The 14741-nt window shown below is 70.3% G+C and carries 17 protein-coding genes; 6 read left to right on the forward strand and 11 right to left on the reverse strand.

Annotated features, from left to right (window positions below):
• Positions 1–106 precede the first annotated feature (106 nt).
• Positions 107–700 (forward strand): TIGR03086 family metal-binding protein, encoded by a 594-nt coding sequence (locus ABH935_RS16525; protein ID WP_370378754.1) that lies wholly within the window; start codon positions 107–109, stop codon positions 698–700.
• Here the strand turns inward: ABH935_RS16525 and ABH935_RS16530 are convergent, their stop codons facing one another.
• Together ABH935_RS16530 and ABH935_RS16535 are read right to left on the reverse strand one after the other, a co-directional pair.
• The gene (locus tag ABH935_RS16530) at positions 701–2605 is read right to left on the reverse strand and encodes a GTP-binding protein (protein ID WP_370378755.1); all 1905 of its coding nucleotides are present in this window, start codon (positions 2603–2605) and stop codon (positions 701–703) included.
• Between the two features lie 137 nt (positions 2606–2742).
• Complete coding sequence (locus ABH935_RS16535; RefSeq protein ID WP_370378756.1) at positions 2743–3486, reverse strand: metallophosphoesterase; 744 nt, start codon at positions 3484–3486, stop codon at positions 2743–2745.
• A gap of 47 nt (positions 3487–3533) precedes the next feature.
• On the opposite strand from ABH935_RS16535, the gene ABH935_RS16540 reads away from it, so the two are divergent.
• On the forward strand, positions 3534–4940 hold the full coding sequence (locus ABH935_RS16540) for a PLP-dependent aminotransferase family protein (RefSeq protein WP_370378757.1): 1407 nt from the start codon (positions 3534–3536) through the stop codon (positions 4938–4940).
• Between the two features lie 7 nt (positions 4941–4947).
• Here the strand turns inward: ABH935_RS16540 and ABH935_RS16545 are convergent, their stop codons facing one another.
• The 5 genes from ABH935_RS16545 to ABH935_RS16565 all read right to left on the reverse strand — a co-directional run bounded on the left by ABH935_RS16545 (position 4948) and on the right by ABH935_RS16565 (position 8774).
• Positions 4948–5922 carry an ABC transporter permease gene (locus tag ABH935_RS16545; RefSeq protein ID WP_370378758.1) on the reverse strand — a complete coding sequence of 325 codons (975 nt, stop codon included), beginning with the start codon at positions 5920–5922 and terminating at the stop codon, positions 4948–4950.
• Entirely contained in the window at positions 5919–6764 is an 846-nt protein-coding gene (locus ABH935_RS16550; protein WP_370378759.1) for an ABC transporter ATP-binding protein, read from the reverse strand. The genes ABH935_RS16545 and ABH935_RS16550 overlap by 4 nt, the downstream gene beginning before the upstream one ends.
• Complete coding sequence (locus ABH935_RS16555; protein WP_370378760.1) at positions 6761–7252, reverse strand: GntR family transcriptional regulator; 492 nt, start codon at positions 7250–7252, stop codon at positions 6761–6763. The genes ABH935_RS16550 and ABH935_RS16555 overlap by 4 nt, the downstream gene beginning before the upstream one ends.
• A 120-nt stretch (positions 7253–7372) precedes the next feature.
• Positions 7373–8413, reverse strand: a complete 1041-nt coding sequence (locus ABH935_RS16560; RefSeq protein WP_370378761.1) for an NAD(P)-dependent alcohol dehydrogenase — start codon at positions 8411–8413, stop codon at positions 7373–7375.
• A gap of 7 nt (positions 8414–8420) precedes the next feature.
• The gene (locus tag ABH935_RS16565; RefSeq protein ID WP_370378762.1) at positions 8421–8774 is read right to left on the reverse strand and encodes a hypothetical protein; all 354 of its coding nucleotides are present in this window, start codon (positions 8772–8774) and stop codon (positions 8421–8423) included.
• Between ABH935_RS16565 and ABH935_RS16570 the strand changes: the two genes are divergently transcribed.
• Positions 8767–9543, forward strand: a complete 777-nt coding sequence (locus tag ABH935_RS16570; RefSeq protein WP_370378763.1) for an endo alpha-1,4 polygalactosaminidase — start codon at positions 8767–8769, stop codon at positions 9541–9543. The genes ABH935_RS16565 and ABH935_RS16570 overlap by 8 nt on opposite strands.
• A 17-nt stretch (positions 9544–9560) precedes the next feature.
• Here the strand turns inward: ABH935_RS16570 and ABH935_RS16575 are convergent, their stop codons facing one another.
• The 3 genes from ABH935_RS16575 to ABH935_RS16585 form a co-directional block, all read right to left on the reverse strand.
• Positions 9561–10031 (reverse strand): carboxymuconolactone decarboxylase family protein, encoded by a 471-nt coding sequence (locus ABH935_RS16575; RefSeq protein WP_370378764.1) that lies wholly within the window; start codon positions 10029–10031, stop codon positions 9561–9563.
• 114 nt (positions 10032–10145) lie between these two features.
• Positions 10146–10844 (reverse strand): alpha/beta fold hydrolase, encoded by a 699-nt coding sequence (locus ABH935_RS16580; RefSeq protein WP_370378765.1) that lies wholly within the window; start codon positions 10842–10844, stop codon positions 10146–10148.
• Between the two features lie 57 nt (positions 10845–10901).
• On the reverse strand, positions 10902–11474 hold the full coding sequence (locus tag ABH935_RS16585; RefSeq protein WP_370378766.1) for a DUF4188 domain-containing protein: 573 nt from the start codon (positions 11472–11474) through the stop codon (positions 10902–10904).
• Between the two features lie 119 nt (positions 11475–11593).
• Between ABH935_RS16585 and ABH935_RS16590 the strand changes: the two genes are divergently transcribed.
• Positions 11594–12280 (forward strand): MerR family transcriptional regulator, encoded by a 687-nt coding sequence (locus ABH935_RS16590; RefSeq protein ID WP_370378767.1) that lies wholly within the window; start codon positions 11594–11596, stop codon positions 12278–12280.
• Here the strand turns inward: ABH935_RS16590 and ABH935_RS16595 are convergent.
• The gene (locus ABH935_RS16595) at positions 12277–13200 is read right to left on the reverse strand and encodes an LLM class flavin-dependent oxidoreductase (protein WP_370378768.1); all 924 of its coding nucleotides are present in this window, start codon (positions 13198–13200) and stop codon (positions 12277–12279) included. The genes ABH935_RS16590 and ABH935_RS16595 overlap by 4 nt on opposite strands.
• Positions 13201–13424: 224 nt before the next feature.
• On the opposite strand from ABH935_RS16595, the gene ABH935_RS16600 reads away from it, so the two are divergent.
• Both ABH935_RS16600 and ABH935_RS16605 read left to right on the forward strand, forming a co-directional pair.
• Positions 13425–14330 (forward strand): S41 family peptidase, encoded by a 906-nt coding sequence (locus ABH935_RS16600; RefSeq protein ID WP_370378769.1) that lies wholly within the window; start codon positions 13425–13427, stop codon positions 14328–14330.
• A 43-nt stretch (positions 14331–14373) separates the two neighbouring features.
• Positions 14374–14727, forward strand: coding sequence for a YciI family protein (locus ABH935_RS16605; protein ID WP_370378770.1), 354 nt, complete (start codon positions 14374–14376; stop codon positions 14725–14727).
• The last annotated feature ends 14 nt before the right edge of the window (positions 14728–14741 follow it).

Consider the following 14741-nt stretch of genomic DNA (forward strand, 5'->3'; position numbering starts at 1 on the left):
GCCCCCGGTCTGGGAGTCGCAAATAGTGGAACGAATCATTCCGTTCTGATAAGCTGTAGGCACGACCTCGGTACCGAGCCGAAGGTCCGCCACGAAGGGATCCGCCATGACCGGCACCGGATACGCCGCCCTCGACGCCTCGCATGCCGCCCTCCGCGCCGTGGTCGGCGCCCTCGCCGCTACCGACCTCGACCGCCCGACCCCCTGCACGGAGTGGACCGTGACCCAGGTCCTGCGGCACGCGGCCGGCGACCAGATCGGCTACGCGGCCTTCCTCGGCGCCGGCCCCGGACCGGAGGAGGACCCCTTCGCCCCCTCGCCGACCCCGCCCCAGGACCCGAAAGCGCACCTGGAGCAGGCGCTGACGCGCTCGGCCGCCGCCTGGGCCACCGTCGCCCCGGACACCGAGGAGGTCGCCGTCCCGGTCCCGCCGAACAAGCTGAGCGCCCGCGTCGGTGCCGGAGCCTGCGCCCTGGACGCGGCAGTCCACGCGTGGGACATAGCGCTGGCGACCGGCCAGCCCTCGCCGCTGACCCCGCAGCTGTCGGCGGAACTGCTGGAGGTGGCGCGCCAGATCGTCGAACCGCTGCGGCAGTACGGCGTGTACGCGGCCGAGCTCGCGCCGCAGCCGGGCGACGACGCCGAAGCGGAGCTGCTGCGATACCTCGGACGTGACCCGCGGTGGACGGCCGACCGGTAGTCACATCCCGCGTTGCACCCGCATCAGATACTCCTTGCGGTCCAACGGATTCGCGTCCCACCGGGCGCGCTCGGGCACCTCGCTCCCGCTGACCGGCGCGAAGTGGTCGAACGCTGATTCCAGCACTCCCTCGCCTCCCGTCAGTCCGGGAATCCGCTGGCCCAGCGCGTGCACGCGCGCGGCCGGGACCGTCCCCTCCAACACCGCTGTCTCCCCGGCCACGGTGGTGGACCCGGGCACGGCGCGGAAGGTCGCGAGGGCCGGCAGGATCGTTCGCAGCAAGGCGCTCGGCGCCTCCAGGCGAAACCGGTGCATCGGTTCGCAGACCTCGGTCCCGGCCTTCGCCAGTGCCTCCATGAGCACCAGCGGTGTCAGCGCCCGGAAGTCGCCGGCCGTGCTGGACATGCTCTTGTCGAAGGTGCCGTGCGAGTGGCTCTGCCGGGCCCAGTAGCCGCTGCGCGTCAGCGTCACCACCGCGTCCGGGACCTGCCAGCCGTGCAGCCCCGAGCCGAGCGTGGCGTGCACCGTCTCCTCGATCGCGGTGAGGAACGCCGGGATCAGCGACCCGAGCTCGATCTCCAGCCCGAACGACACCCCCGAGCCCACCGGTGCCGGGGCGATCCGCAGGCCGACCGTGGCCAGGAACGGGTTGTCGCCGACCTTGATGACGTCCAGACCCTCGCCGACGCCGAGCACCCGCTCGACGCAGATCGGCGTCGTCTCGCGGAAGTCCACCGCGACGCCGTACTCCTCGGCGAGCGTGGTCTGGATGACCTCCTTCTGCACCTCGCCGTAGAGCGACAGCGACGTCTCCCCGCAAGCCTTGTCGTAGCGCAGTCCGATCAGCGGATCCTGTTCGGACAGCTGCGTCAGCGCGGCGAACATCGGGCCGCGGTCCGCCTGATCCCGAGGCTCCACCACGGTTTCCAGCGTCGGCGGTGCGAAGTACGTCGCAGCTTCCTCCGCCACAGCGCCACGCACGCCGAGCCGATCGCCGATCCGCACTCGCGTCAGGCCCCTGACGACGCCGATCTGCCCGGCGCTCACAGCATCAGCCGGCACCGGCGCGCCATCCGTCGCCGACAGCACCGAGATCCCGGTGACACGGCCACTCGGCAGCCGATCGCGTGTCTTCAACTCCCCGGCGAACATGCGCACATAAGCGATCCGCTCACCGGCGAGTCCGCGCTCGACCTTGAAAACCCGGCCGGTGGCGGCCTTCGCCGAGCCGCCGTCCCCGGCGGAGCGGGGCAACAGCTGCTCGATACCCGCCATCAGCTCCGGGATCCCGGCGCCGGTGATCGCGGAGCCGAAGTACACCGGATGCACCGCACCGCGGCGGCTGTCCGCGACCAGCTGCGACCAGAGCCCGAGCCGCCGCAGCTCGGGAACATCGGAGACGAACCGTGCCTCGCGCGCTCCAGCGTCTGCGATCCTCCCCAGAGGAAACGCAGCAGGCGTCAGCTTCGCCGAGACATCAGCCAGCACGCGCGCCGGATCGGCACCGCTGCGATCGGCCTTGTTGACGAACAACACCGTCGGCAGCCCGAGCCGCCGGATCGCGCGCATCAGCACCCTGGTCTGCGCCTGCACACCCTCGACCGCGGACACCACCAGCACCACGCCGTCGAGCACCCCCAACGTGCGCTCCACCTCGGCGATGAAGTCCGGGTGCCCGGGCGTGTCGACCAGGTTCACCGACGTCGTGCCCAGCGGGAACGCCGTGACGGCCGCCTTGATCGTGATACCCCGGCGCCGCTCCAGCTCCAGGCTGTCGGTCCGCGTCGTACCGCGGTCCACGCTGCCGATCTCGTCGATGACCCCGGCGGCGTGCAGCAGCCGCTCGGTCAGGGAGGTCTTACCGGCGTCGACGTGCGCCAGAATGCCCAAGTTCAGATACCGCACCGGAAACCGCGTCCTTCGCGTTGACAGACATGACCATCGGAGTGGGCATGGCAGCCAACAGACGCATGTGCGGTTCCTTCCGGCAGGAGACTTGGACCGGACCAGTGCAGCACCGTCGGGCGGCGGTGGCAACCGAATTACACGACGCAGCGATAGTGCGTGGTGATCCGGAACCGGTCGTCGATGACATGGAACGCCAACGACGGCGGCTGGTCCAGGTGCACCGACCGCTCGCCCTCCCACGGCAGCGGCACCGTGGACACCACCCCCGGCGCGACCAGCAGCGGCAGCCCGGCGAAGCGCGTGGCGGCGGCGGTGTGCGCGTGTCCGGCCAGGAAGGCGACGACGTTCGGCCGGCCCGCGACCACCGCGGCGAGCCGCTCCTCGCCGAACTGCCGGATCCGGTCCACGTACGGCGCGTGCAGCTCCACCGGCGGATGGTGGAAGCCGATCAGGACCGGGACGTCGTCCGGGGTCGCGTCCAGCTCGGCGGCCAGCCACTCCAGCGTCGCGTCGGCGAGGAAACCGTCGTCCTGCCTCGGGATCGAGGAGTCACACAAGGCGACGACGAACCGGTCGGTCCGGTGCACCTGGTCGATCGGCTCGGTCGAGGGCGGGACGCCGAGCAGCGTGCGGCGGAATGCCTCGCGGTCGTCGTGGTTCCCGGGGCAGACCAACAGTGGGTGCCGCGTGGCCGTGGCTTCGCGGACCGTCGCGTACTCGGCTGTCTTGCCGTGGTCGGCGATGTCCCCGGTGAGCACGACCAGGTCGAGGTCGGCGGGCAGGGCGTCGAGGTGGTCGAAGACCCGGCGGGCGCGCTCGGCGGCGCGCGGCTCGGAATCGATGTGGATGTCGCTGACATGCGCGATGACGACTGGCATGGTTTGAGCGTAAGCAGCCGACCGGTCCACGGTTAAGCTCCACTTCCATGGTGAAAGCTTGGACCGGTTCACGAATAGACCTCCACCTCGACGTCATCGCCGCGGGGCCCGCGAAGCGCCGGGCCGCGTTGGAGGCCGCATTGCGGGAGGCGATCCGCGACGGCAGCCTGCGTCCCGGCGTGCCGCTGCCGTCCAGCCGCGGCCTGGCCGACCAGCTCGGCATCTCGCGCGGCACCGTCACCTCGGCCTACGGCCAGCTCGTCGGCGAGGGCTTCCTCACCTCGCGGCCCGGATCCGGCACCGCGGTCGCCGACGTCCGCGACCCGAAGCCGCCGGCCGCCTCGCCGCACCGGTTCGCGGCCGTGCGCCCGGAACACGATCTGCGTCCGGGCAGCCCGGACCTCGCGGCGTTTCCGCTGCGCGGCTGGACCGCCGCGACCCGGCGCGTGCTCTCGGCGGCGCGTCCGGAGCTGTTCGGCGCCGGTGATCCGCAAGGCCGATACGAGCTGCGGGCGGCGCTCGCCGATTACCTCGGCCGGACGCGCGGCGTGCAGACGTCGGCCGACCGCGTCGTCATCACCCGCGGCTACCACCAGAGCGTGCACCTGATCGCGCGGGTGTTGCGATCGCAGGGGGCGACGACGGTCGCGTGGGAGGAGCCGGGGCACGAGGCCTTTCGGAAGTTCGTCGCCGGCTCGGGTCTTGAGGTGCGGCCGCTGCCGGTCGACGAGGGCGGGGCGGTGATCGACGCCCTCACCGACGAAGCCGCGGTCTTCCTCACTCCCGCGCACCAGTACCCGACCGGCGTACCGCTCGATCCGCCGCGTCGGCGGGCGGTCGTCGAGTGGGCCCGGACCAACGGAGCACTCGTCGTCGAGGACGACTACGACGGCGAGTTCCGCTACGACCGGCGACCGGTCGGCGCGATGCAGCCGGTCGCGACCTGCGAGGTCGTCTACTGCGGCTCCGTCTCGAAGACGCTCGGCCCCGGGCTGTGTCTGGGCTGGCTGGCGCTACCGTCGCGGTTGGTCGAGGCGTTCGTGCGGGCGAAGCTGGAGACGGAGCCCTTCAGCGAAGGCGTCGGACAGGCTGTGCTCGCCGACTTCCTGGCTTCCCACGCCTATGACCGGCACGTGCGTGCGGCGCGCCTCCGTTACAGCCGACGCCGCGAGCGCCTGGTGGAACTGCTCGACGAGTTCCCGCGCCTGACGGTGAAAGGCGTTCCCGCCGGTCTCCACGTCATGGTGGCGCTGCCCGCCGACGGGCCGGGGGAGAGCGATATCCGCGCCGAGGGCGAGGCGCGCGGCTTGGCGTTCCGTGGCCTGGCCGAGCTGTATCAGAACACAGACGCGGCCCGGCAAGGCTTGCTGATCGGCTATGCGGCGGCAACGGAGCGCGCATACCCGGCGGCGCTTGAAGCGCTCGCCGGGACTCTTCGCGCGGTGGGTTTCTAGCCAGCTTCTAGACGACAGTCGTGCGAGTCTTCTTCACGCACCACCAGGCGACGGCCAGCGCGATCACGAACAGCCCGAGGTTCATGCCGTTCTCGATGAGATGGAAGGTGCCCATCCGGCTGGCCGGCTGGAACTTCACCAGGCTGCCGACGATGCCGTGCTGCTGGAGGCAGGCGTTCACGTCGTCTGCGGACCCGCACCAGCCGTCCATCACCTGCGCGGGTGAGTGTGTGCCGCCGTGGACGTCCAGGAAGACCGGGTTTCCGTTGTTGATGCCCATGTCGTTCGAGAAGGTGAACACCGGCGGGCCCGAGCGGTTCGCCTTGCCGATCTGGAACGGCTTGATCACGGACACAGGGGTCATGAATTGCGTCCGCAGTTTGACGATCGCCACCATGCGGACGATCCACAACCCGCCGACCACCGCGATCGCCACGAGCACGCGCCGGGTCGCGGCGCCGGCCGCGATGCCCACCGCGAGCCAGGCCAGTCCCAAAGTGAGCGGTAGCCAGCCGCCGGCCTGGAATGGCGTGCCTTCGAAAAGGCTCGCTGCGGTGTAGGCGTGGTACTGGTACGCCAGGTGCTCCGACTCAGCGGCCAGGACCGTGCCCATCGCCGCGATCAGGACGACCATCACCGCGGTCTTGCCGGCCAGCCACTTGAGTCGGCTGACGTCCTGCGACCAGGCCAGCGGCAGGGTGCGCTGTTCGAACTCGCGGGCCAGCAGCGGGACGCCCCAGAACACCGCGACGAGCACCGGTAGGAAGACGAGCGAGTTCATCAGGTAGGCGGCGTGCGAGGGGACGGGCTCGGTGCTCCTCCGCTGGCACTGGTCCGCCGTCTCGGTCAGGCACTTCGCGGCCATCGACCCGAGATCGGACGCGGTGATCGCCATGAGCACGAAGAAGATCACGGTGATCACGGCGCTCGCCACGATCGGCCACCGGTGCTGACGCCAGGTCAGCCAGATCAGGCCCTTCACAGCTCCTCCCCGAGGCTGCGATTCGGCTTCAGATAGGCGAGAACCAGGTCCTCCAACGTCAACGGCTGGGCCTTCCAGGGCTCTGCCACGGGGGTGTCCGCCCCGAGCAGCGTGCGGACCACGAACGTCGACTGGCGCTCGGTGTGCTGCTCCTGCACCACCTCGCCCTCGACCGGCGGGGCGGCGGCGCGCGGGCCGATCAGCCGGGCGTGCTGGGCCAGCAGGTCCTCGATGTCGCCGTCCAGCTTGCTGTGGCCCTGGCTGAGCAGCAGCAGGTGGTCGCCGACGCCGGCCAGCTCGGCTACCACGTGGGTGGACAGCACGACGGTCATGTCGCTGTCGGCCACCTCGGCGAGCAGCTCGCCGGTGACGTCGCGGCGCGCGACCGGGTCCAGGTTCGCCAGCGGCTCGTCGAGCAGCAGGACCGAGGGCCGCGCGCCGAGCGCCACGGACATCGCGACCTGAGTCTGCTGGCCGCCGGAGAGCTTGCCGCACGGCCGGTCCAGCGGGATGTCGAAGCGGGCCAGCCAGTTCAGCGCCCGCTGCTGGTCCCACACCCGGTTCAGGTGCCGGCCGAAGGCGAGCATGTCGGAGACGCTGAACGAGCGGTAGAGCGGCTTCTCCTGGGACAGCAGGACCACGCGGCCGTCGACGTGGATCTCGCCCTCGCTGGCCGGCAGGATCCCGGCGGCGATCGACATCAGCGTCGACTTGCCGGCGCCGTTCGCACCGACCAGGGCGATGACCTTGTTCGCGGGCAGGGAGACGCTGAAGTCCTTCAGGGCCCACAGGCTGCGGTATCGCTTCCCGAGACCGGTGGTCTCTATGGCGACCCCGCTCACGGCCGCGCTCCGCTCTCGGACTGGGCATCGGGCCCGGGAACGGACGGGCCATCGGATCGGGCCGCGGACCGGGCTGCGGCGTCCGCACGCTGCTCAGCCGTCAGCTCCCCCGGCGGCTCCGCGAGCACCGAGGTCATCAGGGCCCGCAGGTCGTCGTCCTCCAGGCCGGCGGTCCGGGCGTCGCCGACCCAGCCGGCGAGCCGGCCGCGCAGCGCGTCCATCACCGCGGGGTCGGCGGCGCCGCCGAGCGTGCCGGAGACGTAGGTGCCGGCGCCCTGCCGGGCCTCGACCAGGCCGGAGAGCTCCAGTTCGCGGTAGGCCTTCAGGACGGTCGCGGCGTTGACCGCGCAGGAGGTGACGACCTCCCGGACTGTGGGCAGCTTGTCGCCGGGGTGCAGGACCCCCAGACGCAGGGCCTCGCGGACCTGCTGCACGAGTTGGGCGTAGGCCGGGACGCTGCCGGCCCGGTCGATGTGGAAATCAATCACGGGAGGATTGTTACGGTTAACTAGAACACTAGTCAACCGTTACGTGAGAACCCCGACTCCGGGAACGCCGACGGCCCGGCCTCCCGCAGGAGGTCGGGCCGTGTTTTACAGCTAGTTCAGTCAGGCCAGCGTCGAGATGTCGATGACGAACCGGTACCGCACGTCCGAGGCGAGCACCCGCTCGTACGCCTCGTTGATCCGCTCGGCCGGGATGGTCTCGATCTCGGCGCCGATCCCGTGCTCACCGCAGAAGTCCAGCATCTCCTGGGTCTCCGCGATCCCGCCGATCAGCGACCCGGCCAGGACCCGCTGACGGTTCAGCAGGCGGATGTGCAGGCTGCTCTCGTCCGGGGGCGAGCCGACGTTGATCATGGCGCCGCCGACGGCGAGCATGCGCAGGTAGTCGTCCATCGGCAGCGGCGCGCTGACCGTGCTGAGGATCAGATCGAAGGCGTCGGCCAGGTCCTCGAAGGTCGCCGGGTCGCTGGTCGCGCGGTAGTCACTGGCGCCGAGCGCCAGGCCGGCTTCCTTCTTGGACAGACTCTGCGAGAGCACGGTCACCTCGGCGCCGAGCGCGCGGGCGATCTTCACCGCGACGTGGCCGAGCCCGCCGAGGCCGACCACGGCGACCTTCTTGCCGGGGCCCGCGCCCCAGCGGCGCAGCGGAGCGTAGGTCGTGACGCCCGCGCACATCAGCGGCGCGGCGGTGTCCAGCGGCAGCGCGTCCGGGACGTGCAGCACGAAGCGCTCGGTCACCACGATCTGCGTGGAGTAGCCGCCCTGGGTGACGGCACCGTCGAAGTCGGTGTCGCCGTAGGTCCAGACCGCCTTGACCGAGCAGAACTGCTCCTGGCCGCGCACGCACGCGTCGCACTTCCCGCACGAGTCGACCAGACAGCCCACGCCGACCCGGTCGCCGACCGCGAACCGCGTCACCTCGCCGCCGACCGCCGAGACCACGCCGGTGATCTCGTGGCCCGGCGCGAGCGGGTAGTGGGCCTCTCCCCACTCGCCGCGGACCTCGTGGATGTCGGAGTGGCAGATGCCGGTGTACTTGATGTCGATCCGGACGTCGCGGGGCCCGACCTCGCGGCGCTCGATGGTGAGCGGCTGGAGCGGGGCGGTCGCGGAGACGGCGGCGTAGGCGTTCACGGTAGGCACACGATCATCAAACAATCAGATCGGCTGCTCGCACCAATCGTGCGGGCCGTGGCGGTCCGGTCACCCGGCTAGCATCGCCGTAACGCGAGTGAGAGGTGGGGCGGATGCGCGGGGTCACGATCGCGGTCGCGGCAGCGGCGGCGGTGCTGGCGGTGGCGGGCTGTTCCAGTGGCGGCGGGTCGACGCCGCAGGTCGCGGCGGGGGATTCGTCGTCCGTGCCGAGTTCGTCCGCGGGTTCGCCCACGGTGTCGGCGGATCCGAGCGCTTCGTCGTCGACGTCCGCATCTGCGAGCGGGCGTTCGTCGTCTGCTGCTTCGTCTGCGTCGTCCGCATCACATGCGCCGTCGTCGTCCGTGGGCAAGCCGTCCAGCGCACCGAGCACTGCCGCCGCTCCGGCTGCTCCCGCCGGATCGGCCGCGCCGCCGCCGACCGGTGCGAAGTGGGACTACCAGATCGGCGGCGCCTATCCCCCGCCGTCCGGGGTGCGCGTCGTCTCCCGTGACAGCTCGGCGTCGCCTGCTCCGGGGCTCTACAACATCTGTTACATCAACGCGTTCCAGGCTCAGCCGGACGCGACCGGCTGGTGGCAGAGCAACCATCCGGATCTTTTGCTGAAGACCTCGTCCGGCGCGCCGGTGATCGACCAGAACTGGAACGAGCAGCTGCTCGACGTCTCCACCGACGCCAAGCGCGCCGCGCTCGCGCAGATTGAGAGCGGTTGGATCGCCGGCTGCGCGGCCAAGGGGTTCCAGGCCGTCGAGCCCGACAACCTCGACTCGTACTCGCGCTCCCAGGGTTTGCTGACCGCTGACAACGACGTCGCGATGGCCACACAGCTGGCGCGGCTGGCGCACGCCAAGGGACTGGCGATCGCGCAGAAGAACACCACGGAGTTCCTGCCGCGCGCGCACCAGATCGGTTTCGACTTCGCGGTCTCCGAGCAGTGCGGGGACTACGGCGAGTGCGGCGGGTATGCGAGCACGTACGCCGGGCACGTCGTGGACGTCGAGTACGACGACTCGGGATTCACCAACGCCTGCCGCGACTTCGGCGGGAAGATCGCGATCGTGCTGCGCGACCAGAACGTGAGCGCGGCCGGCAGCTCGTCTTACGTGTACAAGACCTGCTGACCCGCCGGCCGCCGCCGTCACCACTGGCCGGGCTGGTAGCTCCCGGCCGGGGTGCGGGCGATGACGTTCATCCGGTTGTAGGCGTTGATCAGCGCGATCGTCGACACCAGGCCGGCGAGCTGCTCCTCGTCGTAGTGCTTGGCGGCGTTCGCCCACACCTCGTCCGGGACCCCGCCGGCGGCGTCGGCGACGCGCGTGCCCTCCTCGGCCAGCTCCAGCGCGGCGCGCTCGGCGTCGGTGAACACCGTGGCCTCGCGCCAGGCCGCCACCAGGTTCAGGCGCTCGGGCTGGTCGCCGGCGTGGACGGCGTCCTTGTAGTGCATGTCGGTGCACATGCCGCAGCCGTTGATCTGGCTGGCCCGCAGCAGGACCAGCTGGGTCGTGGCGTAGGGTACGCCGGAGTCGCCGGCCGCCTTGCCCGCCGAGTTGATGTACTTGCTGAACTTCTGGCCGGTGGCAGTGCCGTAGTAGTTGAAGCGGGCTTCCATGGTGTGCTCCTCGGGTCTCGCGGTTGCTTTCGCTACGTAGACCCGTGGCGCGCAGGTGTTGTGACACCAGGCCGGGACGACCTGATGTGACCTACGTCACTGTCTCTTAGGCGGTCACAGCCCGGCCTCCACGCGATAGGCCTCCAGCCGTCGGACGAGCTCTTCGGGGTGCGCCAGCGGTTCGAGGTGACCGCCTTCCATCTCGTCCGGCGTGAAGCCCAGCCGCTCCCGCACCACGCGGCGCTGGAAGTCGATCGGGAAGAAGCGGTCGTCGCGGCCGGCCAGGAAGCGAATCGGGAGGTCGGCCGGAAGGGCCGGCATCGGCGGTGGCGCGAAGGGCCTGTCGCTCTGCGGGATCTCGCCGCGCTTCCAGGCCTCGGCCACGACGTCGTCGGGGACGTCGTGGAAGAAGACCACCTTCAGGTCGGCGTCCGGCAGCAGGCCCAGGCGCGTGTCGCTGGCCTGCCGGTCCCGGGTGTAGTCGGTCGCCTCCCACCACTCGCCGGGCGTCTCGCCCTCCTTCGGTGCCATCGCCGAGAGGAAGACCAGGAGTTTCACCGGGACCCGGTGGGTCAGCACGGTCCCGGTGAAGCTGCCGAAGGACTGCGCGACGACGATCAGGTCGTCTGCGGTGGCGCGGTCGCCGAGCGCTGCGACGACGGCGTCGGCGTACTCCGGGATCCCCGCCTCGTGATCGGAGATCGGTAGGTCGGGGGTGACGACGTCGTGTCCTGCCGCGCGCAGGAGCGGGACGACGCGGTGCCACAGCCAGGAGTCCGAGGACGCTCCGTGAATCAAGACGTAGGTAGCCACATCTTCAACGCTAGCCGCGAACTCTGACAAAACCGGCGGCTCGCCACGGGGTGTGCTTCAGTGCTTGGCGATTCCCGCGAACTGCGGGTCCTCGCCCTTCACATAGCCGAGGCCGTCCGGGCGGTTCATCACCGCGTCCAAGCCGCGGAAGGCGCCGATGCCGGTCGGAGGCATGTCGCCGTACAGGCACTGATACGAGCCGGCGCGGACGGACAGCATCTCGTGCCAGATGCCGACCGCTCCGTTGGCGCGCATGTAGCGGGCCATGAAGCGGTCCTGCGCGGGGCGGTGCGTACGGCTCTCGTCATGGGAGAACGCGCGGATGTCTCCCGCGCGCCGCCAGTACTGCACGACGGTCACCTGGCCGAACCAGGGACCCCACAGGATGCGGTAGCCCAATAGAGCGCTGTCGGGATCCTTGCGCAGTTCCCTGAGCATGCGCGGCATGGCGCGGAAGACCGGGACCCAGTGGTGGACGGCCCGCCACTTGTTGATGCGCGCGCCGATGAGCAGCACGGCGATCGGCTCGGTGTTGTCGGCCATGAAGCGGCCGCGCATCCGCTTGCGGGGGTCCGGCGCGCCGGGCGCGGACCGGCTCCAGTGCATGGGCATCGGGTTCTGGACTGGCATACGGTACCCCCATCGAGACGTGCTCCGGGCGGTGCGTGGCATGAGGATAGTTGAACTATCCTTGTGGCTCAGGGTAGAACCCGGCGCGACGGCTGTCGAGACCCGGAGCGGGAGATGACGTGCACCTGGCGGAGTTGAGTCGACGCAGCGGTGTGTCGGTGCCGAGCATCAAGTTCTATCTGCGCGAGGGTCTGGTCCCCGCGGGCGTGCCGGTGTCGGCGCGCAAGGCCGAGTACAGCGACGAGCACGTGCGGCGGCTGCGTCTCGTGCGGGCGATGCTGACTATCGGGAAGATGTCGGTCGCTCAGGTGCGGGACGTCCTGGCGGTAGCTGACGATCCGGCCTTTACGCGCCACGAACGCTTGGGCATCGCGCAGTACATGCTGCCGCCACATGTAGAGGCCCCTGCGGAGGACTCAGAGGAGCGCGCGGGGTGGGACGAGATGCGTGCGCTGATCCGCGACGAGTTGCGAGCACTCGGATGGCGCTTCCACGACATGGCGCCTGCGCTCGACTTGCTGACGCAGTCTGTGGTGACACTGCGGGACCTCGGTTATAAGGCTTCTGTAGAGCATCTGCGTGGGTACGCCAAGGCGATCCATCCGATGGCCGAGACGGAGTACACCACGATCGGCGAGTACGAGCAGATCGAGGAGGCGATCGAGGCGACGGTCGCCTACACCGTGTTGGTCGAGCCGGTGCTGATGGCGCTGCGGCGGTTGGCGCATGAGGACGTGTCGTCGCGGCTGCACTATGGGGACGGCGACGGCGCCGCCGACGATGATGGCGGGGAGCACACGGCCTAAGCGGGTGTCGCCTTAGCCAGCGCCTCGCGCACCCCGGGCGCGATCTCCTCCGCCCACAGCGCCGACGCGCGCTCCACCGGCAGATCGCCGACCGCGAAGTAGGTGAAGCCGCCGGCGCCGTGCTCCAACACCGCGCCGGTGAGCTCCGCGACCCACTGCGCCACCGACCCGCCGAGCCAGCGGCCGTCCTGGTCGCGCGTGCTCGCCAGCGGGGTGGCGCTGATGCGGCCGGGGAGGTTGTAGACCGTCGCGACGGCGCGGGGGTCGCGGCCCACCGCCTGCGCCGCCTCGTCGATGATCGGGCGCGACTCGCGGTAGCGCACACTCAGCCAGTCGGCGGCATGGCCGGGAATCCAACCGTCGGCCTGCCGGCCGGTGACCGCCAACGACTTCGCCCCGACCGAACCCGTCCAGATCGGCGGCGCGGCCACTGCCGCCGGCTCGACGCGGTCCAGGTGGTAGAACTCCCCGTCGAAGGTGACCGGCGCACCGCCACCGGTCAGAGACCTGATCACGGTGAAGGCCTCCTCGAAGGCGCGCACGGCCTCGCCGCCGCTCAGGCGCGGAAAGCCCAGGCGCGCGATGTCGTCCCAGGAACCGCCGGCGCCCAGCCCCAGAACCACACGGCCACCGGTGAGCGCGGACAGCGAGGTGACAGCGCGGGCCAGCATGGGGGCGGGCCGCGTCGGCAGATTGCTGACATTGACCATGCCACTGATGCGCTGCGTGCGTCCGAGAAGGACGCCGACGAGCGAGTAGGCGTCGAGCATCCGGCCGATGTAGGGGTGGTCGGAGACGGAGAAGTAGTCCAGGCCCGCTCGGTCGGCGGCGGCGACGACCTTCATGGTCTGCGCGATGTCCGGGACCGCGTTCGACACCCCGATGCCGAACTGGATGGTGTTCTCGGTGTACTCAGGCATGGGTCCTCGTTTCCCCGTTCCAGCTAGTTCGCTATACGAACCTAGTGGTTCGTGATGCGAACTTCAACGGGGGTACAAAAAAGCAGAACGCGCCGCGCCGATCGGGGGGTGCGGCGCGACGCGTTCCTTCAGACACGGTGCCGGGCCTGAGGCCCTCTCCCCTGTGCCTTGTAGATACAGGCGTCTGGTGATCCAAATCCGTTACACCTCTATGATGACCAGCCATGATCCTGGACCCGAAGGTCCTCGAAGCCGCGCTGGACCGGTTCGAGGCGGAGTACATCGACCCCGAGAAGGCGGCCAGTGCCGCCGCCGAGATCCGGCGCGCCGCGGCGGCCGGCGAATACGCGGAGTTGGACGGCGCTGCGGCGTGTGCGGCCGTGACCAAGGTGTTCGCGGACGTCTGCCGGGACAAGCACCTGCGGCTGATATGGAGCGAGGAGCCCGAGCCGCTCGACGAGGACGACGAGGAGGCCGGTGCGGCCATGTTCGCCGCGCTGTGCCGCGAGCACAACAACGGCGTCCGCAAGATCGAGATCCTCGACGGCGGCATCGGCTACCTCGATCTCACGCTGATCCCGACCGCCGAGGCCGGGGGCGCCACCATCGCGGCGGCGATGCAGCTGGTCGCCGGCACCGGCGCGCTCATCCTGGACCTGCGCAGCACCATCGGCGGCTCCACCGACGGCGTGCAGCTCTGGTGCAGCTACCTGGTCCGTGGCGCCGACACCCTCCTGACCACCTCGCACTCCACGGTGAAGGGGACCCGCCAGTACTGGACGCTCGGCCACCTCGACGCCCCGCGCTACCTCGACCGTCCCGTCTACGTCCTGACCGGCGCCCGCACCTTCTCCGGCGGCGAGGACCTCGCCTACACGCTCCAGGGCCTGCGACGCGCCACGTTGATCGGGGCCACCACGCGCGGCGGTGCGCACCCCACCGACTGGTACCAGCTCACCGAGCACGTGACAGTCACCGTCCCGAACTGCCGCTCGGAGAGCCCTTTCACCGGCACGGATTGGGAGGGTGTCGGCGTCGTCCCGGACATCGCGGTCGCGGAGGACGAAGCGTTCGCCGCGGCGATCGAGCATGCGCGGCTGTCGATCGGTACCAGTGCGGATCGTCCCTAGTAGTGAGAGGGTCGAAATCCGGCCCGCCATGAAGGGAACGCCGATGTCCAAGTACATGCTCCTCATCTATGGCAACGAGCAGCACTGGGAGACCATGCCCGCCGAGGAGATGGCCGAGATCGACGCCGGCCACGTCGCCTTCCAGAAGCGGGCCGGCGACCGGATCCTGGCCTCGGGGCAGCTGGAGCCGTCCTCGACAGCGACCACGCTGCGCGGGGACGGCGAGAGTCCCGCCGTGACCGACGGACCCTTCCTGGAGACGAAGGAAGTCCTCGGCGGCTTTTACCTGCTCGAAGCCACCGACCTGGACGAGGTCGTGGCCCTGAGCCGGGAGCTGGCGGAGGTCCGGCACGCGCACTCCGGCGTCGAGATCAAGCCACTGGTCCACCACGGCTGACCCGGCTGACCCGG

Source organism: Catenulispora sp. GAS73, assembly GCF_041262085.1.
In the GTDB taxonomy this organism is placed as follows: domain Bacteria; phylum Actinomycetota; class Actinomycetes; order Streptomycetales; family Catenulisporaceae; genus Catenulispora.